21 protein-coding genes and 2 tRNA genes are annotated in these 21,954 nt (G+C 64.0%); 12 read left to right on the top strand and 11 right to left on the bottom strand.

The features are described 5' to 3' along the window. Positions 1-548: 548 nt before the first annotated feature. Both PWP93_RS01725 and PWP93_RS01720 read left to right on the top strand, forming a co-directional pair. On the top strand, positions 549-2,138 hold the full coding sequence (locus PWP93_RS01725; RefSeq protein ID WP_421043232.1) for a UbiD family decarboxylase: 1,590 nt from the start codon (positions 549-551) through the stop codon (positions 2,136-2,138). Positions 2,139-2,292: 154 nt separating this feature from the next. Then, positions 2,293-3,765, top strand: coding sequence for an NAD-dependent succinate-semialdehyde dehydrogenase (locus PWP93_RS01720; RefSeq protein WP_421043231.1), 1,473 nt, complete (start codon positions 2,293-2,295; stop codon positions 3,763-3,765). A gap of 132 nt (positions 3,766-3,897) precedes the next feature. On the opposite strand, the gene PWP93_RS01715 is transcribed toward PWP93_RS01720, so the two are convergent. Next, positions 3,898-4,206, bottom strand: a complete 309-nt coding sequence (locus PWP93_RS01715; RefSeq protein ID WP_421043230.1) for a hypothetical protein — start codon at positions 4,204-4,206, stop codon at positions 3,898-3,900. A gap of 385 nt (positions 4,207-4,591) precedes the next feature. Then, positions 4,592-4,753, bottom strand: coding sequence for a hypothetical protein (locus tag PWP93_RS01710; protein WP_174220060.1), 162 nt, complete (start codon positions 4,751-4,753; stop codon positions 4,592-4,594). 469 nt (positions 4,754-5,222) lie between these two features. On the opposite strand from PWP93_RS01710, the gene PWP93_RS01705 reads away from it, so the two are divergent. From PWP93_RS01705 to trmB, 4 genes are all read left to right on the top strand, one after another. Continuing rightward, entirely contained in the window at positions 5,223-5,543 is a 321-nt protein-coding gene (locus PWP93_RS01705; RefSeq protein WP_421025253.1) for an EthD family reductase, read from the top strand. 72 nt (positions 5,544-5,615) lie between these two features. Then, positions 5,616-6,179 carry a YggT family protein gene (locus PWP93_RS01700; RefSeq protein WP_421024539.1) on the top strand — a complete coding sequence of 188 codons (564 nt, stop codon included), beginning with the start codon at positions 5,616-5,618 and terminating at the stop codon, positions 6,177-6,179. An 82-nt stretch (positions 6,180-6,261) separates the two neighbouring features. Then, positions 6,262-6,336, top strand: a tRNA-Gly gene (locus tag PWP93_RS01695). Between the two features lie 324 nt (positions 6,337-6,660). After that, a complete protein-coding gene (gene trmB, locus PWP93_RS01690; protein ID WP_421043229.1) occupies positions 6,661-7,404 on the top strand; it encodes a tRNA (guanosine(46)-N7)-methyltransferase TrmB in 744 nt (247 codons plus the stop codon). 92 nt (positions 7,405-7,496) lie between these two features. Here trmB and PWP93_RS01685 read toward each other — a convergent pair whose 3' ends face one another. The 3 genes from PWP93_RS01685 to PWP93_RS01675 form a co-directional block, all read right to left on the bottom strand. Next, entirely contained in the window at positions 7,497-8,351 is an 855-nt protein-coding gene (locus PWP93_RS01685) for an undecaprenyl-diphosphate phosphatase (protein WP_421024541.1), read from the bottom strand. A 93-nt stretch (positions 8,352-8,444) separates the two neighbouring features. Then, positions 8,445-9,068: a DUF1439 domain-containing protein gene (locus tag PWP93_RS01680; RefSeq protein ID WP_421024542.1), complete on the bottom strand. Its 624-nt coding sequence runs from the start codon at positions 9,066-9,068 to the stop codon at positions 8,445-8,447. A gap of 68 nt (positions 9,069-9,136) precedes the next feature. Then, entirely contained in the window at positions 9,137-9,424 is a 288-nt protein-coding gene (locus tag PWP93_RS01675) for a YkgJ family cysteine cluster protein (protein WP_421043228.1), read from the bottom strand. Between the two features lie 234 nt (positions 9,425-9,658). Here PWP93_RS01675 and hemN point away from each other — a divergent pair, with 234 nt between their 5' ends. Together hemN and PWP93_RS01665 are read left to right on the top strand one after the other, a co-directional pair. Then, complete coding sequence (gene hemN / locus PWP93_RS01670) at positions 9,659-11,044, top strand: oxygen-independent coproporphyrinogen III oxidase (protein ID WP_421043227.1); 1,386 nt, start codon at positions 9,659-9,661, stop codon at positions 11,042-11,044. Positions 11,045-11,162: 118 nt separating this feature from the next. Continuing rightward, positions 11,163-11,247: transfer RNA gene (locus tag PWP93_RS01665), tRNA-Leu, on the top strand. Between the two features lie 101 nt (positions 11,248-11,348). On the opposite strand, the gene poxB is transcribed toward PWP93_RS01665, so the two are convergent. After that, positions 11,349-13,067 (bottom strand): ubiquinone-dependent pyruvate dehydrogenase, encoded by a 1,719-nt coding sequence (gene poxB, locus PWP93_RS01660; RefSeq protein ID WP_421043226.1) that lies wholly within the window; start codon positions 13,065-13,067, stop codon positions 11,349-11,351. Positions 13,068-13,322: 255 nt separating this feature from the next. Between poxB and PWP93_RS01655 the strand changes: the two genes are divergently transcribed. Then, a complete protein-coding gene (locus tag PWP93_RS01655; protein ID WP_421043225.1) occupies positions 13,323-14,030 on the top strand; it encodes a pseudouridine synthase in 708 nt (235 codons plus the stop codon). 154 nt (positions 14,031-14,184) lie between these two features. Continuing rightward, positions 14,185-14,373, top strand: coding sequence for a hypothetical protein (locus PWP93_RS01650; RefSeq protein WP_413187071.1), 189 nt, complete (start codon positions 14,185-14,187; stop codon positions 14,371-14,373). A 33-nt stretch (positions 14,374-14,406) separates the two neighbouring features. On the opposite strand, the gene PWP93_RS01645 is transcribed toward PWP93_RS01650, so the two are convergent. Next, the gene (locus tag PWP93_RS01645) at positions 14,407-15,489 is read right to left on the bottom strand and encodes an NAD-dependent epimerase/dehydratase family protein (RefSeq protein ID WP_421043224.1); all 1,083 of its coding nucleotides are present in this window, start codon (positions 15,487-15,489) and stop codon (positions 14,407-14,409) included. Positions 15,490-15,603: 114 nt separating this feature from the next. On the opposite strand from PWP93_RS01645, the gene PWP93_RS01640 reads away from it, so the two are divergent. Continuing rightward, a complete protein-coding gene (locus PWP93_RS01640; RefSeq protein WP_421043223.1) occupies positions 15,604-16,635 on the top strand; it encodes a CDP-6-deoxy-delta-3,4-glucoseen reductase in 1,032 nt (343 codons plus the stop codon). Between the two features lie 342 nt (positions 16,636-16,977). Then, entirely contained in the window at positions 16,978-18,162 is a 1,185-nt protein-coding gene (locus PWP93_RS01635) for an acetylornithine transaminase (protein WP_421043222.1), read from the top strand. Between the two features lie 118 nt (positions 18,163-18,280). Here the strand turns inward: PWP93_RS01635 and PWP93_RS01630 are convergent, their stop codons facing one another. The 4 genes from PWP93_RS01630 to PWP93_RS01615 are packed head-to-tail and all read right to left on the bottom strand — an operon-like array spanning position 18,281 to position 21,924. Further along, positions 18,281-18,997 carry an ABC transporter ATP-binding protein gene (locus tag PWP93_RS01630; RefSeq protein WP_421024570.1) on the bottom strand — a complete coding sequence of 239 codons (717 nt, stop codon included), beginning with the start codon at positions 18,995-18,997 and terminating at the stop codon, positions 18,281-18,283. Next, on the bottom strand, positions 18,997-19,773 hold the full coding sequence (locus PWP93_RS01625; RefSeq protein ID WP_421024571.1) for an ABC transporter ATP-binding protein: 777 nt from the start codon (positions 19,771-19,773) through the stop codon (positions 18,997-18,999). The genes PWP93_RS01630 and PWP93_RS01625 overlap by 1 nt, the downstream gene beginning before the upstream one ends. Positions 19,774-19,788: 15 nt before the next feature. Continuing rightward, positions 19,789-20,958, bottom strand: coding sequence for an ABC transporter permease subunit (locus tag PWP93_RS01620; RefSeq protein ID WP_421024572.1), 1,170 nt, complete (start codon positions 20,956-20,958; stop codon positions 19,789-19,791). A 15-nt stretch (positions 20,959-20,973) separates the two neighbouring features. Further along, positions 20,974-21,924 (bottom strand): branched-chain amino acid ABC transporter permease, encoded by a 951-nt coding sequence (locus tag PWP93_RS01615; protein ID WP_421024573.1) that lies wholly within the window; start codon positions 21,922-21,924, stop codon positions 20,974-20,976. Positions 21,925-21,954 lie beyond the last annotated feature (30 nt).

Raw genomic sequence — 21,954 nt, 5'->3', positions numbered from 1 at the left:
CTCCCATGTTGCATGATCCGGCGACCGAAGCTGACACGAGGCCAAATGCCAATCGCAGGATCAAGACACCGTGCGCCCTGGCTGGTGCGGCAACGGTGTCGGGAAAACGGCAGGAACGCCGTAAGTGGAACCCCTTCCTGACTACCGGGCACGCCTTGGGCGTGCATGAGGGGTTCTCACGCAAACAGCCGGCGCAAAGAGGCGCCGGCTAAGACAACCAATCTAGACCGTGAAGAGCCGTGCAGGGAGTCGGCTAAACGGTGACGCGTTGCGTCTGAAAGGACCGGGATGGTGGTTAGAAATTGCAAGCCCTGCAACCAGTGTGGACGGATTCTAGCAGGCTTTAATAGATGGTCAACACTATAGAATGTCAAATTTATAACTATTTGTAATAATGAACACCGTTCAATCCGGGCAACCCCCCATTCTGTGAGCGTCTGCGGCCGGTTAGCCAATCTGGCTGACAGCGTGCGTCAAGTAACACAGGTAAAATCGACAAACGTTTCGCCTCTGCCCTCGCCGCACGCTGCGGCTCCGCTCCTATCCTGATGAAATACAAAGACTTGCGCGACTTCGTCGGTCGCCTGGAGACGCTCGGCGAGTTGCGCCGCGTTCCACAAGCTGTCTCTCCGGTGCTGGAAATGACCGAACTCTGCGACCGCGTATTGCGCGCCGCCGGTCCCGCCCTGTTATTCGAGAGCCGCGCGACCCATGCGTTCCCCGTGCTGGGCAACCTCTTTGGCACGCCGCGGCGCGTCGCACTCGGCATGGGCATCGATGCACCTGAGAGCGCCGGCGACGGCGCAGCGCTCGAGTCGCTGCGCGACGTGGGGCGGCTGCTCTCAGCGCTGAAGGAACCCGAGCCGCCGCGCGGCCTGAAGGACGCCGGCAAGCTGCTCACGCTTGCCAAAGCCGTCTGGGACATGGCGCCGAAGACCGTGAGTGCGCCGCCCTGCCAGGAGATCGTCTGGGAAGATAACGACGTCGATCTCGCGAAACTGCCGATCCAGACCTGCTGGCCCGGCGACGCCGGCCCGCTCATCACCTGGGGCCTCACGGTCACGCGAGGGCCCAACAAGACGCGCCAGAACCTCGGCATCTACCGCCAGCAACTCATCGGGCGCAACAAACTCATCATGCGCTGGCTCGCGCATCGCGGCGGCGCGCTCGACTTCCGCGAATTCGCGCTGCAGAACCCTGGCAAACCTTATCCGGTGGCGGTCGTGCTCGGCGCCGACCCGGCCACCATCCTCGGCGCCGTTACGCCGGTGCCCGATACGCTTTCGGAATATCAGTTCGCAGGTCTCTTGCGCGGCGGGCGCACCGAGCTAGCAAAGTGCATCACGCCCGGTGTGGACACACTCCAGGTTCCCGCACGCGCGGAAATCGTGCTCGAGGGGTTCATCTACCCCCATGATCGCGCGAACGGCAGTGCCCAGCCTCCTGCGCCGTCGGGCGCACCGCCGCGCCCGACGAAAGGCGCGAGCGCCGCCTACGAGCACGCGCTCGAGGGACCCTATGGCGACCACACCGGCTATTACAACGAGCAGGAGTGGTTCCCCGTCTTCACGGTCGAGCGCATCACCATGCGGCGCGACGCGATCTATCACTCTACGTATACAGGTAAGCCGCCCGACGAGCCGGCTGTGCTCGGCGTCGCGCTGAATGAAGTGTTCGTTCCGCTGCTGCAGAAGCAATTCCCGGAAATCACCGACTTCTATCTGCCGCCCGAAGGCTGCAGCTACCGCATGGCCATCGTGCAGATGAAGAAAAGCTACCCCGGGCACGCAAAACGCGTCATGTTTGGCGTCTGGAGCTTCCTGCGGCAGTTTATGTATACGAAGTTCATCGTCGTAGTCGACGATGATGTGAATATTCGCGACTGGAAAGAAGTGATCTGGGCGGTCACCACGCGCATCGATCCCGCACGCGACACCGTGCTCGTCGAAAATACGCCGATCGACTATCTCGATTTTGCGTCCCCGATTGCGGGCCTCGGCTCGAAGATGGGCCTCGACGCCACTAACAAGTGGCCCGGCGAAACGGACCGCGAATGGGGCCGCGCCATCGAGATGACTCAGGACGTAAAGGTGCGTGTCGACCGCCTTTACGAGGAACTCGGGCTCGGGCGCACTTGAGGGTTGCGGGCGCCGGCCCGCAGCCTTAACGTCGAGCCGTAGCCCGAGCGCTGCATATTCGTTGCACACCGCGACGCCTTCGCGACGCCGCGCTCGCTCACCGCGATACGGCCCGCTTCGGGCCGCGCCGCACACGCATCGAGGAGACACGAAGATGAGCTTGTCCGCATCGGAACGCCTGACGCAGTTGCAGGATCCCGCACTCTTCAAGACACGCGCCTGGATCGACGGCGAGTGGAGCGGCGGCGCCGCGACCTTCGCCGTGCTCGACCCCGCCGACAACGCGGAAATCGCCCGCGTGCCCGATTTTGGCCCCGCCGAGGCGCACCGCGCCATTGCCGCCGCGCATGTGGCACTGCCTGCCTGGCGCGCAAAGACCGGCAAGGAACGCGCCATCATACTGCGCCGCTGGTACGACCTCGTGATCGAGCACGCCGATGACCTCGCCGCAATCATGACCGCCGAGCAAGGCAAACCGCTCGCGGAGGCGCGTGGCGAAGTGCTCTATGGCGCCTCGTTTCTTGAATGGTTTGCCGAAGAAGCGAAACGCGTGAACGGCGACGTGCTCGCGAGCCCGGCGAGCGACCGCAAGCTCGTCGTGCTCAAGCAGCCGATTGGTGTGTGCGCATCGATCACGCCCTGGAATTTCCCGATCGCCATGATCACTCGCAAAGTCGCGCCCGCCATTGCAGCGGGTTGCACGATCGTCGTGAAGCCGGCCGAACAAACGCCGCTGTGCGCCCTCGCGCTCGCCGAGCTCGCACAGCGCGCTGGCGTGCCCAAGGGCGTGTTCAACGTCATCACCGCCGACTCGGCCAATTCGATCGAAGTGGGCAAAGCGCTCTGCGAAAGCGACGTCGTGCGCCACCTCTCGTTCACAGGCTCGACGCCGGTGGGCCGCATTCTCATGCAGCAATGCGCGCCGACGGTCAAGAAAATTGCGCTGGAGCTGGGCGGCCACGCCCCCTTCATCGTATTCGACGATGCCGATATCGATGCCGCCGTGGAAGGCGCCATGATCTCGAAATACCGCAACGCGGGCCAGACTTGTGTGTGCACCAATCGCTTCTACGTGCACGACAAGGTCTACGACACGTTCGTCGAAAAGCTCGCCGCCACGTCGCGCAAGATCAAGGTCGGCAACGGCTTCGAGCCCGGCGTCAACCAGGGCCCGCTGATCGACGACGCTGCGGTTGCAAAGGTGACGCAGCACATCGGCGACGCGACGTCGAAGGGCGCCAAGCTCGTCACCGGCGGCCAGGTGCTGGAAGGCCGCTACGTCGAGCCCACCGTGCTTGCTGAAGTCACGCGCGAAATGCTGATCGCGCGCGAGGAAACCTTCGGGCCGGTTGCCGCGGTGTTCCGCTTCCGCGACGAAGCCGAGGTCATCGGTCTCGCGAACGACACCGAGTTCGGCCTCGCCTCCTATTTCTATAGCCGTGACATCGGCCGCGTGTGGCGCGTTGCCGAGGCGCTCGAGTACGGCATGGTCGGCATCAACACCGGGCTCATTTCGAACGAAGTTGCGCCGTTTGGCGGCGTCAAGCAGTCGGGGCTCGGGCGCGAAGGCTCGAAATACGGCATCGACGAATATGTCGAGCTCAAGTACCTCTGCATGGGCGTCTGACCGCACAGCGCACCCGCGCCTGGCAACTGGCGCCTGAAAAGCAAACGGCGCAACGCGGCATGAGCCGGCGTTGCGCCGTGGCGGAGAACTTCAGGCGAGTGGCGCCAAGCCACCCGGTATCATCCGTCGAGCTTAGTGGCGGTCCCAGCCACCGTGGTAACCACGATAGCCGCGGTAGTAACCATGGCGCCAGTACGGACGGCCATAGTAACCATAGCCGCCGTAACCACCCACGACAACTGCGGGCGGCGGCGCATACACCACCGGCGGCGGCGGGGCATAGACGACAGGCGGCGGCGCGTAGACCGGCGCAGCGTAAACCGGATACGCCGGTGCGACAGGAATGCCAATACCGATACCCACCGAAACGTGCGCCTCGGCTGCGCTGACGAGCCCCACACCCAGCACAGCGGCAACGATAAACGAAACGGTCTTTTTCACTTCTCTTCTCCTGGCGACCGACGACGGCGTCGCTCCACATGACGGGCAAAGCCCACACATGCACTCTATCGAAAACGGAGGCCGTCAAAGGTAGCCATTTGTTGCAAATTGCAATCGCCGATGCGGGCTTCCTGACGTTGAATCAAGGCAATGCCACAAATATCTAATGACGCAAGGCCCAAACCTCGACGTATCGCGCCTTCCAAACGCTCCTCGCCGCCACCCAGTCATTTTTACCGGAAATATTGGGAACACCGCCAAACGAGCAGGTAATGTTTCATTACAAATTGGCCAACCCGAGGCATCCGGGCGGGCCTGAAACGACAATGCCCGGTTCACGGACCGGGCATCGTCGAAATGCAATGGCAGAGCGCAAGTGGCGGCGCTATCCGACTTTCACGTAGGTGAACTCGCGCGTAACGCTGGGCGGGACATAGGCGCCGCTAATCCGCACGCGCGGCGTGAGACGCTTCTTCTGATCCCACCAACGGCGACGCTGATGGGGCGTGAGAAACCGCAGATGCTTTCGGTAAGCGAAGATGCTCATCGTGACCTCCCAAATCGGACCACCGACAGGAAACAGCCCAATTGCAAACAGCAACAACGAAACCGGAGCCATAGAACCATTGTGCGCAGGTTTGCGAACCGACAAACGCAGTGTTGCGAGATAGCCGCAGATGCGTGACAGATAGCTCGGGACCTGTTAGTTGCCAGGTCCCCGTGCTGCGCGAAGGCGAACAGGCTGCACACATCATCGTCGCCGCTCCTTACATGCTTTTTAATTGGAGCTTGCCTATTGCATCGGTACGACAACGAACATTTCGCGGCGTGGGACCCTGCACGAGCGCTTTGGCTCACTTTAACCGTTTGCCCCAAAAGCGTCCGAAATCCCCTACGCGACCTCTTCGCATCCGACGTTTCGCACCATCACTGGCAAAGCATAAGCCGTGGTAATGTGGCAACGGCGCACGCCGGCAGTGCGCATGCGCATCGGGATTCATCAACGGGAACGCCCAATGATCAAGATCAGCATCCTTTATCCGTACCGCGAAAACGGTCGATTCGACACCGAGTACTACGCCACGCGGCATATGCCGCTCGCCGCGCAACTTTTCGGCGACAAGCTCAAGGGCTGGTCGATCGATATCGGCATCAACGCCGGGCCGCCGGGCACGCCGCCCCCGTACGTTGCGGCAGGGCATTTCCTGTTCGAAACGCTGGATGATTTTTACGCCGTGTTCAAGCCTCATCAGAAGACGCTCGTCGACGATATTCCCAACTACACCGACGGCGGCAATGGCACGATCCTGGTCAGCGAGGTCAAGGTGTCCGTCTGACCCGCCAGCAGCGCACACGCCCGAATTCTGCCGCCACACACCGTCACTCACTACAAGAAGGAAACAACACCGATGTTCGGCGATATCGCCCGCTTTCTGCTCAACACGATTTTCACGTTGTTCGGCGCCGCCCTGCTGCTGCGCGTCTGGCTGCAGTTCGTCCGCGTTCCGCCGTACAACCCCGTAACGCATGCCATCCAGCAGGCAACCAACTGGCTCGTGCTGCCGCTGCGCCGCGTGATTCCCGGCCTGCGCGGCATCGACCTCGCGAGCGTCGTGGCGGCGCTGATCGCCGCCGTGGCTTATGTGCTGTTGATGGTATGGCTCGCGGGCGTCGACCCGCTCGGTTTCTTGCCTACGCTGTTGATCGTCGCGGTACTGACGGTCGTGAAATGGGCGCTCAACCTGCTCCTCTGGCTGACGATCCTGATGGCGCTGCTCTCGTGGCTGAACCCGCACTCGGCGGCAATGCCCGTGCTGCTTCAGCTTACGGCGCCGTTCCTGAATCCCATTCGGCGCATTCTGCCGAACTTCGGCGGGCTCGACCTCTCGCCCATTCTGCTGTTCGTGATCGTCCAGGTGTTGCTGATGGTGGTCACGCGCGCCGCAGTCTCGCTCACGCTGTTTGGAATCTGATTGGAATCTGATTTGCGCCGCGTCCCGGGAGGCGCGGCGCGATTGCGCAACCCGGTGAAATCCGCGTAAAATAGCGCGCTCTGCGGGCGTCGTATAATGGCTATTACCCCAGCTTCCCAAGCTGGAGACGTGGGTTCGATTCCCATCGCCCGCTCCACGAATTCGCCGCGCTGTCTCGCGCATTCATGCAAGGCGCAGTGGCATCTCTCCAGCCGGCCCGCTTCGAGCGGCTGCGATCTGCGGTAATGCGCCTCGCAGCGCTCCAGCGTCCATGCGCGGACTTTGTCCCGACGCAACCCGCAAGCCCCGAACGCCGCCGTCCCGGCGACACGGCTCGCCCTGCAGACAGGACCGCGAAGCCCGCCGCTCTCACCTCCCGTCCTCGAAGATGAATCACGATCCGAACGACGCAGCCCGTACTGACTGCACGCCGCCCGCCACAGCGGACAACCCCGCCGCGAACCCGTCGCGGGAAACGGCCATGCCCGATACTTCGGCCGAAGCCGCGCAGGCAAGCACCGATCACGCCCTGCACCACCGCCGCATCCGCAGCTTCGTGACGCGCGCGGGGCGCGTCTCGACCGGCCAGCGCCGCGCGCTCGACGAACTCGGCCCGCGCTTCGTGGTGCCGTATGCACCCTACGCATCCGACGCCGCCGATCAAAACACCAACTGGGACGCCGTGTTCGGCCGGCGCGCGCCGCGCGTGCTGGAGATCGGCTTCGGCATGGGCGCGAGCACCGCGGAGATCGCCGCGCTACGCCCCGAAGACGACTTTCTCGGCGTCGAGGTCCATGAGCCCGGCGTGGGCGCACTGCTCAAGCTGATCAGCGAGCAGAATCTCACGAACATCCGCATCATTCAGCACGATGCGGTCGAAGTGCTCGAGCAGATGATCGCTCCCGCGAGCCTCGACGGCGTGCACATCTTCTTTCCCGACCCGTGGCACAAGGCGCGTCACCACAAGCGCCGGCTGATCCAGCCGAAGTTCGTGCAGTTGCTCGTCTCGCGCATGAAGCCTGGCGCCTACCTGCACTGTGCAACCGACTGGCAGAACTACGCGGAACAAATGCTCGAGGTGCTGGGCGCCGAGCCCGCGCTCGAAAACACGGCCGCCGACTACGCGCCGCGCCCTGCCTATCGCCCGGTGACCAAGTTCGAGCGTCGCGGTCTGCGGCTCGGTCACGGCGTATGGGATCTGGTGTTCAAGCGCCGCGCAGGCTAACGCGTCACCAGCAAAGACAACCGGGCGCCGCGGCGCCCGTTTTGCAATCCGACGCCGCCGGTTCCGACGGCGATGCGAGCCGCTTCACAGCGTTACTGCCAGTCGAGCCCGTCGCCATAGCCGAACAGAAGAATCACAAGGCCAAACGCGATGCGATACCACGCGAATGCCGTGAAATCGTGCGACGCGATATAGCGCAACAGCCAACGCACGCAGACAAACGCGCTGACAAACGCAGCAACGAAGCCCGCGCCGAACAGCCCGAGCCAATCGGCCGAGAGCGTCTGCCAGGCCTTGTGCATTTCATAGACCGTCGCGCCGAAGATGATCGGAATCGCGAGGAAGAACGAAAACTCGGTAGCGACGCGCCGCTCGACGCCGAACAGCATCGCGCCGATGATGGTCGACCCCGAGCGCGACATGCCGGGAATCAGCGCACAGCATTGCGCCAGGCCCACCTTGAAGGCGTCGAGCAGCGAGATGTCGTCCAGCGAATTCACGCGCGCGGGCGGCGGCGCCTTGTCGGCCCCCGTCCCCGGGCCGGCGCGCCGGCGCCCCTCCACCCACAAGATGATCAGGCCGCCCACGACAAGTGCGAATGCAACCGGAACCGGCGAGAACAACGCCGACTTGATCGCCTTCTCGAACAGCAGTCCCAGCACCACGGCAGGAATCGTCGCAATGGCGATGTTGAGCGCGAAGCGCCGCGCCTCGGGCCGCGTGGGCAGCCCCATCGCCACAGTGCCGATCTTGCGGCGGAACTCCCAGCACACGGCAAGGATGGCGCCTAACTGGATCACCACGTCGAAGGTTTTTTCGAACTCGCCGTCGAAACCGAGCGCGCTCCCCGCCACGATCAGGTGTCCAGTGCTCGAAATCGGCAGAAATTCCGTCAGCCCCTCGACAATGCCCAGAATCAGGGCCTTGCCCGCCACAATCCAGTCCATCCCCACTCCCTTGCGGAAAATATGCGCCGGAGGGATCGTGCGCCGCTCGCGTGCACGCCCGCCGACGGCTGCACGCGGCGAGCTTCCCGTCGCTTATTTCTCGACGATCTGCACGCGTATGCCGTTTGTAAGGATGGTGATTGTACCGGGTTCGTAGTTCACCCCGGCAAACTGAAGCTGATCCGGCTTGAACGTGTAAATGGGATAGTTGGCCAACAGCTGGGTAGCCGCCATCGCGGCAACGGCGTTCACTTGCGGCGCGTAGACGGCGGCGCTGCCCGCCATATCGACGCTGTCCACAGTAGGCGACTTCAGAATGACCGCGCGGCTCGGTGCATCGTAGGCCAGCTCGCTCGAGAGCGTGAACGCGCCGCTCACCGGTTCCTGCATCAGCGGACTTTCGAGATGCGCGTCGACGCGCACCGCCACGCGATTGCGATCCGGAAGCAGGGTAACGACCGGGTTCGTGAGCTCGACGTCGAAAAGCTGCTGCACCGAGCGGTGATACGGGAATTTGCGCTGCACCGCGTCCTGCACCTGCTGCTGCGAGAAGGTGTAGTGATCGGGAATAAAGGGAAAGATGCCCGACGCACAAGCGCCCAGCGACATGGCCGCGCAGGCCGCCGCGCAGGCGGAGAGCACGAAAGCCCTTCGGGTGGCGCGAGGCGTGCCCGGGTTGCGCGAAGGGGAAAAGGCGCGCAGCGCGCGTCGGATCATGCGAAATCTCCTTAATGAACAACGGCGGGACAACGGCGTTGCGAAGTACAACGGGCTCCAGCGAGCGCCTACGGACTGGTGGCCGCTTCGAGGCGCTCGATCCAGACAAGCGCCTGCTCGCGCGTCTCGCCGCACATCTCAGCCTGCGGCTGAAGACCCGAGCAACAGGCGGGACGCAACAGCGAACCGAATATTTTGCACTGCAAGTCCTCGTCGAGCTGCACACAGCGCACGCCCGCGGGTTTGCCGTGCGGCATGCCAGGAATCGGACTCGAAATGGACGGCGCGATACAGCACGCGCCGCAACCGGGGCGGCATGCGTGGCCAGACGCGGAAAGAAGGAAACCTGCACTCACGACGACTTCCCGAAGCAAAACTGTTACGGATTCGAAAAAACCCGTCGCCGAACCAGCACATGTGCAGGCAAGGCAAAAGGCTGTTGGCATTGTGCCATCGCACGCTGCGACCTTTTTACACAAACAACTCGGCCAATCGACTCTTACACTCAGTTAGTCAGGCGCCCTGGAACGCCCCGCTCTGGATGCCATGTGGCGCATCGCGGGTGCCGCGCCGCCCACCTGAGAGCCCGCATGAGCGACACCGACTTACTCTTTCGCCCCGATCTGCTTGCCAAATACGGCACGAACGGCCCGCGCTATACGTCTTATCCCACCGCACTGCAGTTCCGCGAAGATTTCGACCTCGATCACTACCGGCGCGCCGCGTCCGACCCTGGCGCGGCGGAAACCGACCTCTCGCTGTATTTCCATATCCCCTTCTGCGACACCGTCTGCTTTTATTGCGGCTGCAACAAGGTCGCGACAAAAAACCGCAAGCGCTCGAAACCCTACGTGCAACAACTCGTGCGCGAAATCGAACTGCAGGCGGCGCTTTTCGATACAACGCGGCCAGTCTCGCAGTTGCATTGGGGCGGCGGCACGCCCACCTTTCTCTCGCTGGAGGAAATGAGCACGCTGATGGCCGCCACGCGCGAGCACTTCGCGCTGCGTCCCGACAGCGAGGGCGAATACTCGATCGAGATCGATCCGCGCGAGGCATCGGCGCAAACCATCGCGCATCTGCGCACGCTCGGCTTCAACCGGCTGAGCCTCGGCGTGCAGGACTTCGATCCCGTCGTGCAGCGCGCAATCAACCGCATCCAGCCGCTCGAACTCACGGTCGACGTCATGAACACGGCGCGCGCGAACGGCTTCGAGTCAATCAGCGTCGATCTGATTTACGGTTTGCCGCACCAGAGTGTCAGCAGCTTTCAGCGCACGCTCTACACGATTCTGCTGCTCGCACCCGAGCGCATTTCGGTATTCGGCTACGCGCACATGCCGCAACTCTTCAAGATGCAGCGGCAGATGGACCCCGCCACGCTGCCCTCGCCGGCCACGCGGCTCGCGCTGCTGCAACTCGTGGTCGAGCAGCTGACCGAGGCCGGCTACGTCTATATCGGCATGGATCACTTCGCGCTGCCCACCGACGAGCTTGCGCGCGCCCAGGCGCAACGCACGCTGCATCGCAATTTCCAGGGGTATAGCACACGTGCGGAGTGCGATCTGATCGGCTTCGGCGCCTCGTCGATCGGCAAGGTCGGCGATGTCTACGCGCAGAACGCCAAGGACCTGGCGAGCTACGGCGCGGCCATCGACGCCGCGCAACTCGCCGTGACACGCGGCGTGCGCCTCACGGCCGACGACCGCCTGCGCCGCGACATCATCACAGAGCTGATGTGCAATCTGGAGCTGCGCTTCGATGAATTCGAAGCCGCCTATGGCGTGCGCTTCCTGGCCGAATTCGCGCCTGAACTGGAGCGCCTGCGCGCCTTCGAAGCCGACGGCCTCGTGACGTGCCGCTCCGACCGGATCGAAGTGCTGCCTGCTGGGCGCATGTTCGTGCGCAATATTGCGATGGTATTCGACAGGTACCTCGGGGCTCAAACGATCGAGCGGTTTTCTCGCACGGTCTGAGCGCAGCCACCGGTGCCCCCGCAGGTGCTCATGGGCACCAGGAGTTGCCGAAGCCATGAATTTGCGCCATAATTTCTGGCTACTTCGAGCGCCTGTTGTAAAAGCAGGCGGCGAACTTGCCTCGGTGGTGAAATTGGTAGACGCGCCGGACTCAAAATCCGGTTCCGAAAGGAGTGCCGGTTCGATTCCGGCCCGAGGCACCAGATACTCTCCAAACGTTCCCAACGTTTGACCACGAAACCCCGCCAGATATAGTCTCGCGGGGTTTTTTGCTTCAAGCGCGCTGAATCCGCAATCCAGACAGTCAGCGCAAATTCGTCTGCGCGAGTTCCACCACTTCGTCGCCTCGTCCGCTCAACACCGCGCGCAGCATATAGAGGCTGAACCCCTTCGCCTGCGCCCACTGGAGTTTCGGCGGCATGGCCAGCTCATGCCTCGTCGTCACCACATCAACGAGCGCCGGGCCGTCATGAGCAAACGCTTCGCGCAACGCATCGTCGAGCGCTTCCGAGGTCTCCACACGCACGCTGAAGAGTCCCGCGCCTTTCGCGATATCGGCGAAATTGGTCGCCACGAGATCGGTGCCTGTCTCGACGTAGCCGCCCGCCTTCATCTCCATCGCGACGAAACCCAGCGCCCCATTGTTCAGGACGACGATCTTGATCGGCAAATCGAGCTGGCGCGCCGTGAGAATGTCGCCGAGCAGCATCGAAAGACCGCCATCGCCGGACAGCGAAATCACCTGGCGCCCAACATGCGCGGCCTGAGCGCCCAGTGCCTGGGGCATCGCGTTCGCCATCGAGCCGTGGTTGAACGAGCCGTGCAGGCGGCGGCGCCCATTCATCGTCAGGTAACGCGCGGCCCAGAGCGTAGGCGTGCCGACGTCGACCGCGAAAATGGCATCGTCGGCCGCCAGCGCGTCGAGGCGCGAGGTCACGTATTGCGGATGCAGCGGCTTGCCCGCTGCCGCCGGGCGCGCAAGGTCGTCCAGTCCCTTGCGCGCATTCGCGTAGTGCTCGCGCGCGCGTTTGATGAACTCGCGTTCGGTCTTGCGCGTGAGCCGCGGCGTGAGTGCGCGCACGGTCTCGCGCACGTCGCCGATCAACCCGAGCGTGAGCGGCGCGCGCTTGCCCAGCGCCGCCGCATGGCGGTCGATTTGCACGATGTTCGCGTTCTCGGGGTAGAAGTTGCGATAAGGAAAATCGGTGCCGAGCATCACGAGCGTATCGCACGACATCATGGCGTGATAGCCCGAGCTGAAGCCGATCAGCCCTGTCATGCCCACGTCGTACGGGTTATCCCATTCGACATATTGCTTGCCCCGCAGCGCGTGCACGACCGGTGCGCCAAGGGCGTCGGCGAGCGCCACCACTTCGTCGTGCGCGCCCTTGCAGCCGCTGCCGCACAGCAGCGTCACGGCCTCCGAGAGGTTGAGCAGGTCCGCCAGCCGGTCGATGTCCGCCGAAGCCGGCAGCGTCGCGGGCCGGGCGTGCTGCACCCAGACCGGCTCTTCCTCCGGTCCGTCGAGCAGCGCCACGTCGCCCGGCAGGACGATCACGGCCACACCCTTCTGATCGATGGCGGTGCGCAGCGCCGTTGCGAGAACGCGCGGAAATTGCGCAGCATTGGTCACGAGTTCAACGTAATGAGCGCACTCGCGAAAGATCTCGGTTGGATGAGTTTCCTGAAAGTAGCCGAGGCCGATCTCAGTCGACGGAATGTGCGCGGCGATGGCCAGCACCGGCGCGTGATTGCGATGGCAGTCGTACAGGCCGTTGATGAGATGCAAATTGCCGGGGCCGCAACTGCCCGCGCATACGGCGAGCCGGCCCGTTGCAGCGGCTTCGGCGCCTGCCGCGAACGCAGCGACTTCCTCGTGCCGCGTATGCATCCAGCGGATCGTGCCAAGCTTGCGCAGGCTCGCGGAAAGTCCGTTCAGGCTGTCTCCGGTCACGCCCCAGATACGCTCGACGCCCACCGCTTCGAGCGTCTTGGCCAGAAAGTCCGCGATCGTCTTCGCCATGCTGTTCTCCTTGCCTTGGATAGTGCCAGGCGCTGCGCGCGATGCGTGCGGCGGCCGGTGGGTCGCATTACGTTACGCCATCCGCATCAGGCACGCCGTGAAGTATCGCAACCCTAACGCATATAGGGGCACGATCGCTCATCAGGCATCGCGACGACCCGCGCGGAAAGACGCGCTCACGCCGCGCGTGTGCTGCATCGGCGGCCCGCCGGCATTCGCTAAAATGCTGTGGTTTATAGCAGTCGGCGTTCCGCCATGAATCTCGAAAGCATTCTCTTCTCCCAGGGCTTCGGTACGCGCCGCCAGTGCCGCGGCTTGATCCTCGAAGCGCGGGTGGCCATCGCGGGTGTGCCCTGCACGGATCCGCTCGCCACCTTCGATACCGAAGACCTCGTGTTTAGCGTCGACGGGACGCCCTGGCCGTTTCACGCCCGCGCCTACCTGGCGCTGAACAAACCCGCGGGCTACGAGTGCTCGCGCGATCCGCAGCACCATCTGAGCGTGTTTCATCTGCTGCCGCCGCAGTTCGCCGCGCGCAATGTGCAATGCGTGGGCCGCCTGGATCAGGACACGACCGGGCTGCTGCTGCTCTCCGACGACGGTCAGTTCGTGCACGCCTTCACTTCGCCCAAGCGCAAGGTCCCCAAGGTCTACCTGGCCACCACGCGCCATGCGCTCGATGAAGCACAGTTGCGCTCGCTGCGCGAAGGCGTCCTGCTGCACGGCGAGCGCGAGCCCAGCACTGCCGTGGCCGCGCATGCGCGTCGCGAGCACGAGCTCGAACTGAGCGTACTGGAAGGCAAGTACCACCAGGTCAAGCGCATGGTTGCCGCCGCGGGCAACCGCGTGGAGGCGCTGCATCGCGAGCGCATCGGCGGCTTCGCGTTGCCCGCGGATCTCGTCCCAGGCGCATGGCAATGGCTAGACGAGGCCGCCCTCGACGCGCTGCGCAACACGGGGTGAACCACGGCGAGCGCGGCCCATGGCCGGTCCTGTGTGCGCTCGCGCACCAGACGCGCCCGATTGCCCCTGTCTGCGCCGCGTCGCAGCATGCCCTTCCCGATGTTCCGCCCTATACTCGATTCAACAACGATTACAAGTTGCAAGGAGGGGCATCATGATCATCAACGGGACATTCGAGATCTCCTTCGTGTTGATGGCTTTCATGGCGCTGGGAGCGATTCTGATCGGCGGCTTGCTGGCGTCGATGCATTTGCGGCATCAATACCATCCCAATCTGATCGGGGCGCTCATCGGGGCCCTGTTCTGCTTCCTCTTGCTCGAAGCGCTGCCGGCAATCACGTGAACGGCACGCTTGCGCCGTGCCGCCGGCCCGGGCTCACGGGTGCGGCGGCAGCGTGCGCAAAAAAGCATCCACATCGGGATAGCGCAGGCGCATGCGCAGTTCGCGCTTGAGTCGCGTGTTCGCGAGCCGGCGCGATTCCCGCATGAACGAAAGCAGTGTCGGATCGAGTTCTAGCTCAGCCTGGGCGCGCTCGATGCGCGGGGCGCGCGCGAGACCGAACGCATCCGCCACGCGGTCGAAATAGGCTCCCATCTTCAATTCGCTGTCGTCGCTGGCGTGAATGACGCGCGCCGGGCGCCCGCGCGTGGTCAGCCACAGCAGAATAGCGGCGAGGTCATCGGCGTGGATGTGGCTCGTGTAGACGTCGTCCGGTTCGACCAGCGCCGGCGTGCCCTTTTCCAGCCGCGCGAGCGGCAAGCGGTTCGCGGCGTAGATGCCCGGAATCCGCGCGATGCTCGCCTTGAGCGCGCCGCGCGCCGTCGCGCGCCGCAGTTGCCGCTCGGCCGCCACGCGCCGTATCGCTCGAGCGTTGGCAGGCCGCACCGGACGGGTTTCATCGATGCGCGCACCGCCGCAGTCTCCATAGACACCGGTGGTGCTCGCGTAGACGAGCGTCGGATGGGCCGGATCAGTCAGGTGGGCGCGAGCGGCGAGGCGGGTACGCTCGGGTACAATGGAAGACGCTTTAAGACGTGCTGGACGCGTCGATGCCGGCTGCAATGCGGCCCCTGCCACACCGGCGCGCGCGCTTGCGGCCGGGCGGCCCGATGCCCCGCTTTGGGCCGGCCGCGCCGCAGAGCGCCGACGCGCCTTGAGCGCCGCAATCAGCCTGCGTGTGCGCAGGTCGTCATCGCAGTCTCTCGCGGGCGGCGCGAGGTGCAGCACGATGCTCGCGAGCCCGGCGAGGCGTGCAAGACGCGTGCGCACGTCGAGATCGCCAGCGACCGGCACCGCACCCGCGGCGCGCAGCGTCCCGGCCTGTTCCGGGCGGCGCGTGAGCGCGAAGATGCGCGGTCGGCCGCGCCGCGCCTGCAATTGAGCAACGCAACGCAGGCCGACGTCGCCGCAACCGACAATAAGGATGCGCGCGCGGCGCAAGGTTCGTGTAGCAAGCATGGTGGACCCATTTTAGCCGCCGGCGACGGCCCAAGCAGGGCCGGGCATCGGCCAGACGAGACGCAACCCGGCTCGATCCCCCGGATTACAGATTACAGACTTGCTTTCTCGAATATGGTCTTCAACGTAACACTCAAGCAAAGTGGCCGACAGTTCCAGGTCGAACCCGACGAACCCATCCTCAACGCGGCTCTGCGCCAGGGCATCGGCCTGCCGTACGGCTGCAAGAACGGCGCGTGCGGCTCCTGCAAGGGCACAGTATGCAGCGGCGAGGTCGAGCAGCGCGCACATGCCGCTTCGGCGCTCTCGAATGACGAGAAGACGCGCGGCATGGCCCTCTTCTGCTGCGCGACGGCGCAGACCGACCTCGAAATCGACGTCCGCGAAGTGGCGGGCGTGGGCGACATGCAGGTGCGCAAGCTGCCCACGCGCATTGCCGCAATCGAGCGCAAGGCCGACGACGTCATCGTCCTGAAGTTGCAGTTGCCCGCCAACGAGCGCCTGCAATATCTCGCCGGCCAGTACCTGGAATTCATCCTCAAGGACGGCACGCGCCGCAGCTATTCGATGGCCACCGCGCCGCACGAGGAAGGCCCGCTCGAGTTGCACATCCGCCACATGCCGGGCGGCAAGTTCACCGACCACGTCTTCTCGCAGATGAAGGAGCGCGACATCCTGCGCTTCGAGGCGCCGCTCGGCACCTTCTTTCTGCGCGAAGACTCGGACAAGCCCATCGTGCTGCTCGCCTCGGGCACCGGCTTCGCGCCGCTCAAGGCGATCGTCGAGCACTCGATCCACCAGAAGCTGGACCGCCCGATGACGCTCTACTGGGGCGCGCGCCAGAAGAAGGACCTGTACCTGATGGACCTCGCCGAACAATGGGCGAAGGACATCCCGAACTTCCGCTTCGTGCCGGTGCTATCCGAGCCCGCCGCCGGCGACAACTGGACCGGCCGCACGGGCTTCGTGCACCGCGCCGTGATCGAGGACCTGCCCGATCTCTCCGGCTACCAGGTCTACGCCTGCGGCGCGCCGGTGATGGTGGAGTCGGCGCAGCGCGACTTCTCGCAACACCACGGCCTGCCCGAAGACGAGTTCTATGCGGACTCGTTCACGAGCGCCGCGGACCTGGCGAATCCCGTCTAAGCAGCGCCCGCTGGCGAATGGGCTGGCCGGCCGTCACAAAAATTTCGTCGGCCGGCTGAAACTATTCAAAGCCATTCGCCACATTGACGGTTTACAGCGCCGCCGCCCTTGTCGTATTCTTGCGCCCATGAACTGCATCCTGTCCGCCCTTCGACGTCGCCGCTCGCCCCATTCCCTGGGCCTGGCTTAGTTCGAGGACGCGCGTTGCACACGGGTTGAACCCCAACGCAGATGTAGTTCGAATTGCGAAAGCCACGGCCAGCCCGTGGCTTTTTGTTTGTCTGCCGGTTTTGACGGCTTCTTTCCAATCCTCATTGCAGTCCCAGCGCGGAGCCCGTTGCCATGAATTTTTCCGAGTACCCGATCGAGTCGCTGATGTACATCACCAACCGGCCCGAAATCGTTTTCACGCATGGCAAGGGGTCGTGGCTGTACGACAACGAAGGCAAGCGATATCTGGACTTCATCCAGGGCTGGGCCGTGAACAGCCTCGGACACTGCAACGAAGGCATGATCGAGGCCTTGGAGAAACAGGCGCGCCTGCTCATCAACCCGTCGCCGGCGTTCTATAACGAGCCGATGGCGAAGCTCGCCGGCCTCCTCACCGAGCACAGCTGCTACGACAAGGTGTTCTTCGCCAACAGCGGCGCGGAAGCCAACGAAGGCGCGATCAAGCTCGCGCGCAAGTGGGGCAAGAAGTATCGCGACGGCGCCTACGAGATCATCACCTTCGACCACAGCTTCCACGGCCGCACGCTCGCGACGATGTCGGCAAGCGGCAAGCCGGGCTGGGACACCATCTACGCACCGCAGGTGCCGGGCTTCCCGAAGGCCGATCTCAACGACATCGCGTCGGTCGAAAAGCTCATCACGGGCAAGACCGTCGCCGTGATGCTCGAGCCGATCCAGGGTGAAGGCGGCGTGATTCCCGCCACGCGCGAATTCATGCAGGCGCTGCGTGCGCTCACGAAGAAGCACGGCATTCTCTTGATCGTCGATGAAGTGCAAAGCGGCTGCGGCCGCGCGGGCACCCTGTTCGCCTACGAGCTCTCGGGCATCGAGCCGGACATCATGACGCTCGGCAAGGGCATCGGCGGCGGCGTGCCGCTCGCGGCGCTGCTCGCGAAGAAAGAAATCACCGTGTTCGAGGCCGGCGACCAGGGCGGCACGTACAACGGCAATCCGCTGATGACAGCCGTAGGCTATTCGGTGATCTCGCAACTGGTCGCACCGGGTTTTCTCGAAGGCGTGCGCGCGCGTGGCCAGTATCTGCGCGAGAAGCTGCTGGAACTGTCGGAGGAGCGCGGCTTCCAGGGCGAGCGCGGCGAAGGTCTGCTGCGCGCGCTGCTGCTTGGCAAGGACATCGGTCCGGAAATCGTCGAGAAGGCGCGCCTCATGCAACCAGACGGCCTGCTGCTCAACGCGGCGCGCCCGAATCTGCTGCGTTTCATGCCCGCGCTCAACGTGACGAACGAAGAGATCGACCAGATGATGGCGATGCTGCGCACGGTGCTCGATTCGCTGTAAGCGCGTAACATCGCGGCACGCGATGCGCCGCATCATGAAAAAAGCCGCATGGACTTCACGTCCATGCGGCTTTCGTGCTTCTGGCGGTCATGCAGACCGCCTTGCGTCGCTCACCCGCTCACTCGCCCAGATACGCCGCGCGCACCTTCGGATCGTCGAGCATCTGCTTCGCGTCGCCTTCCATCGTCACGAGTCCCGAGTCCATCACGTAACCGCGGTTCGCCGCCTGCAGCGCGAGCCGCGCGTTCTGCTCCACCAGCAGCACCGTGATGCCCTCGCCCGAGATCGTGCGCACCACCTCGAAGATCTTCTCCACCATGATCGGCGACAGACCCATCGACGGCTCGTCGAGCAACAAAAGCTTCGGCTTGCTGATGATCGCGCGCGCCATCGCCAGCATCTGCTGCTCGCCGCCCGAGAGCGTGCCCGCGAGCTGCGACGCACGCTCCTTCAGGCGCGGGAAGAAGCCGAACATCCGGTCGACGTCCTTCTGGATGCCGTCCTTGTCGTTGCGCAGGTACGCGCCCATCTGCATGTTCTCGACGATCGACATGCGCGCGAAGATGCCTCGACCTTCCGGCACCATCGCCAGACCTCGCTTCAGAAGCTCGTGCGCCGGCACGCCCTTGATCGACTGGCCCATGTATTCGATGTCGCCCGCCGAGTATGGCTTCAGGCCCGTGATCGCCTTCATGGTGGTGGTCTTGCCCGCGCCGTTCGCGCCGATCAGCGTGACGAGCTCGCCCTGCTGGACCTCCATGTCCACGCCCTTGACCGCCTGAATGCCGCCGTAGTTGACCTGCAGGCCCTTGATTTTCAGAACCGGTGTAGCCATCAGTGAACTCCCGCGCCCAGATATGCCTCGATCACCTTCGGGTTCTTCTGCACGTCTTGCGGCAGACCCTCGGCAATCACCTTTCCATAGTCGAGCACTGTCATGCGGTTGCACAGGCCCATCACCAGTTTCACGTCGTGCTCGATCAGCAGGATGGTCTTGCCATCGGCGCGGATCTTGTCGAGCAGGCGCGTGAGTTCGACCTTCTCGGTCGCGTTCATGCCGGCCGCCGGCTCGTCGAGCGCGAGCAGCTTCGGATCGGTCGCCAGCGCGCGCGCAATTTCCAGGCGCCGCTGGTGGCCGTACGAGAGATTGCGCGAGGTGTAGTCGGCGTACTGCGCAATGCCCACATATTCGAGCAATTCCAGCGCACGCTCCTTGATCTCGCGCTCTTCCTTGCGCTCGGCCGGCGTCTGGAACACGGCGCCCAGGAGGCCATGCTTCGTGCGCACGTGGCGGCCCACCATCACGTTTTCCAACGCGGTCATGCCGCCGAACAGGCGGATGTTCTGGAACGTGCGCGCGATGCCTGCCTTCGCCACCTGGTACACGGCGGTCGGCGTATAGGTGTCGCCGTCGAGCCGGAATTCGCCCGAATCCGGCGTGTAGAGGCCCGTGATCACGTTGAAGAACGTGGTCTTGCCCGCGCCGTTCGGGCCGATCAGGCCGTAGATGGTGCCTGCCTCGATCTGCAGGCCCACATCGGAGAGCGCCTGCAGGCCGCCGAAGCGTTTGTTCACGCCCTTCACGGACAAGCGAATCTGATTGTTGCTCATATTGTGTGTCTCCCCTTACGCGCGCACCGGCTTCTTGCTCGTACGTTTTGCGATCTTCGCGATCTTGTCTTCGTGCTTCGCGGCAGGCCACAAGCCTTCCGAGCGGTAGAGCATGATGACGACCATCGCGAGGCCGTAGAGCAGTTGACGAATGACTTCGGTATCGACGATTTCATGACCGAACAGCGCGTGCTGCAGCGGGCCCATGGTCGAGCGCAGGAACTCGGGGAAGATGGCGAGCAGCACCGCGCCGAGAATCACGCCCGGAATGTGGCCCATGCCGCCCAGCACCACGCAGGCGAGCACCACGACCGATTCCCAGAACGTGAACGATTCCGGCGAGACGAAGCCCTGGAACGCGCCGAACATCGCACCCGAGAGGCCGCCGAACGACGCGCCCATCGCGAACGCCAGCAGCTTCACGTTACGGGTGTTGATGCCCATGGCCTTGGCGGCGATTTCGTCTTCGCGGATCGCGGCCCATGCGCGGCCGATGCGCGAGTGCTGCAGTCGGGTGCACACCCAGATCACAAGCAGCGCGCAGAGCACGAACACGTAGTAGTAGCAGTACACCGACGTGAACGTGAAGCCGAACACCGTATGCGGCTGCGACAGATCCATGCCCGCCACGTGCAGCGGCGCCACGCCCGTGATGCCCTGCGGCCCGTTGGTGATATTCACCGGCCGGTCGAGGTTGTTCATGAAGATGCGGACGATTTCCCCGAAGCCGAGGGTCACGATCGCGAGGTAGTCGCCGCGCAGACGCAGTGTCGGTGCGCCTAGCAGGACGCCGGCGAGCGCAGCGAGCCCCATGGCCGCCGGCACGACGATCCAGTACGGCGTATGCAGGCCGCCCGGGAACATGCCGGCGATCCACGCGAACTGGGTCGTGAGGTGCGGCGAGGTGAGCAGCGCAGCGGTATAGGCGCCCACCGCGTAGAACGCGATGTAGCCCAGGTCGAGCAGGCCGGCGAAGCCCACCACCACATTGAGGCCCAGCGCGAGCATCACATACAGCATCGCGAAGTCCAGCACGCGGACCCAGTAGTTGCCGCCCGCGGCGCCCACCACGAACGGAAGCGAGGCCACGACGATGGCGGTCACGATGCCCACCGTGAGCGTTTTCGCGGTGTTCTTTTCGGGGATGAGCGTCGTCGACGGCTCGATCGGTTGAATGGATGTCATGTTGTGTTCCCCTCTTTATGCGCGGTCCGCGACACGTTCGCCCAACAGCCCCGACGGACGGAACACGAGCACGACGATCAGCACGATGAACGCGAACACGTCCTGATAGTTACTGCCGAACACGCCGCCCGTAAGGCTGCCGATGTAGCCGGCGCCAAGCTGCTCGATGAGGCCCAGCAGCACGCCGCCCACCATCGCGCCGCCCAGGTTGCCGATACCGCCCAGCACCGCCGCGGTGAACGCCTTCATGCCCGGGATGAAGCCCATATAGAAGTGGGCGTTGCCGTATTCGGACGCGATCATCACGCCAGCCAGCGCAGCAAGCGCCGAGCCGATCATGAAGGTGGCCGAAATCACGAAGTTCGGATTCACGCCCATCAGGCTCGCGACGCCGGGATTTTCGGCGATGGCGCGCATCGCGCGGCCGAGCTTGGTCTTGTGCACGAGGAGTAGCAGGCCCGCCATCACGAGGAACGCGACGACGATGATCACGATCTCGGTCGGCGAGATCACGGCGCCGACGGTCGTGTCGGTGGCCTTGATCACATTGATCGGATCGGTAGAAATCAGCTGCGGGAAGGCCAGCGGGTTGCGCGACCAGATCATCATCGCGAGCGTCTGCAGCAGAATCGACACGCCGATCGCGGTAATCAGCGGGGCGAGACGCGGCGCGCGGCGCAACGGCCGGTACGCGACTTTTTCGATGGTGTACCCGACGAACGCGCAGACCACCGCGGCGATCGCGAGCGCAATGATCAGCGTGGGGATGTGCCCGAGGCCCGGGAAGTGGTTCTGCAGCACGTTGATCGCGGAGAGTGCGACCATGGCGCCGACCATGAGCACGTCGCCGTGCGCGAAGTTGATGATGCCCAGAATCCCGTACACCATCGTATAGCCCAGCGCGATGATGGCGTAGATGCTGCCAAGCACCAGCCCGTTCAGGATCTGCTGGATGAAAATATCCATTTAATGCTCCTTTGCCCGTGCGACCGGATT

It is taken from the genome of Paraburkholderia sp. A1RI-2L (genome assembly GCF_048957375.1).
In the GTDB taxonomy this organism is placed as follows: Bacteria; Pseudomonadota; Gammaproteobacteria; order Burkholderiales; family Burkholderiaceae; genus Paraburkholderia.
The sequence above is the reverse complement of the archived record's forward strand: the minus strand, read 5'-3'. Positions and strand labels throughout refer to the sequence as shown.

Coding starts and splice junctions, on each gene's coding strand:
- PWP93_RS01680 (WP_421024542.1), bottom strand. CDS start 9,068: ATGATCCGACGCGCGCTGCGCGCCTTTTCCCCTTCGCGCAACCCGGGC.
- PWP93_RS01645 (WP_421043224.1), bottom strand. CDS start 15,489: ATGCTTGCTACACGAACCTTGCGCCGCGCGCGCATCCTTATTGTCGGT.
- PWP93_RS01700 (WP_421024539.1), top strand. CDS start 5,616: ATGTTCGGCGATATCGCCCGCTTTCTGCTCAACACGATTTTCACGTTG.
- PWP93_RS01685 (WP_421024541.1), bottom strand. CDS start 8,351: ATGGACTGGATTGTGGCGGGCAAGGCCCTGATTCTGGGCATTGTCGAG.
- PWP93_RS01705 (WP_421025253.1), top strand. CDS start 5,223: ATGATCAAGATCAGCATCCTTTATCCGTACCGCGAAAACGGTCGATTC.
- PWP93_RS01710 (WP_174220060.1), bottom strand. CDS start 4,753: ATGAGCATCTTCGCTTACCGAAAGCATCTGCGGTTTCTCACGCCCCAT.
- PWP93_RS01620 (WP_421024572.1), bottom strand. CDS start 20,958: ATGACATCCATTCAACCGATCGAGCCGTCGACGACGCTCATCCCCGAA.
- PWP93_RS01630 (WP_421024570.1), bottom strand. CDS start 18,997: ATGGCTACACCGGTTCTGAAAATCAAGGGCCTGCAGGTCAACTACGGC.
- PWP93_RS01725 (WP_421043232.1), top strand. CDS start 549: ATGAAATACAAAGACTTGCGCGACTTCGTCGGTCGCCTGGAGACGCTC.
- poxB (WP_421043226.1), bottom strand. CDS start 13,067: ATGGCGAAGACGATCGCGGACTTTCTGGCCAAGACGCTCGAAGCGGTG.
- PWP93_RS01635 (WP_421043222.1), top strand. CDS start 16,978: ATGAATTTTTCCGAGTACCCGATCGAGTCGCTGATGTACATCACCAAC.
- PWP93_RS01655 (WP_421043225.1), top strand. CDS start 13,323: ATGAATCTCGAAAGCATTCTCTTCTCCCAGGGCTTCGGTACGCGCCGC.
- trmB (WP_421043229.1), top strand. CDS start 6,661: ATGCCCGATACTTCGGCCGAAGCCGCGCAGGCAAGCACCGATCACGCC.
- PWP93_RS01625 (WP_421024571.1), bottom strand. CDS start 19,773: ATGAGCAACAATCAGATTCGCTTGTCCGTGAAGGGCGTGAACAAACGC.
- PWP93_RS01615 (WP_421024573.1), bottom strand. CDS start 21,924: ATGGATATTTTCATCCAGCAGATCCTGAACGGGCTGGTGCTTGGCAGC.
- hemN (WP_421043227.1), top strand. CDS start 9,659: ATGAGCGACACCGACTTACTCTTTCGCCCCGATCTGCTTGCCAAATAC.
- PWP93_RS01720 (WP_421043231.1), top strand. CDS start 2,293: ATGAGCTTGTCCGCATCGGAACGCCTGACGCAGTTGCAGGATCCCGCA.
- PWP93_RS01640 (WP_421043223.1), top strand. CDS start 15,604: ATGGTCTTCAACGTAACACTCAAGCAAAGTGGCCGACAGTTCCAGGTC.
- PWP93_RS01650 (WP_413187071.1), top strand. CDS start 14,185: ATGATCATCAACGGGACATTCGAGATCTCCTTCGTGTTGATGGCTTTC.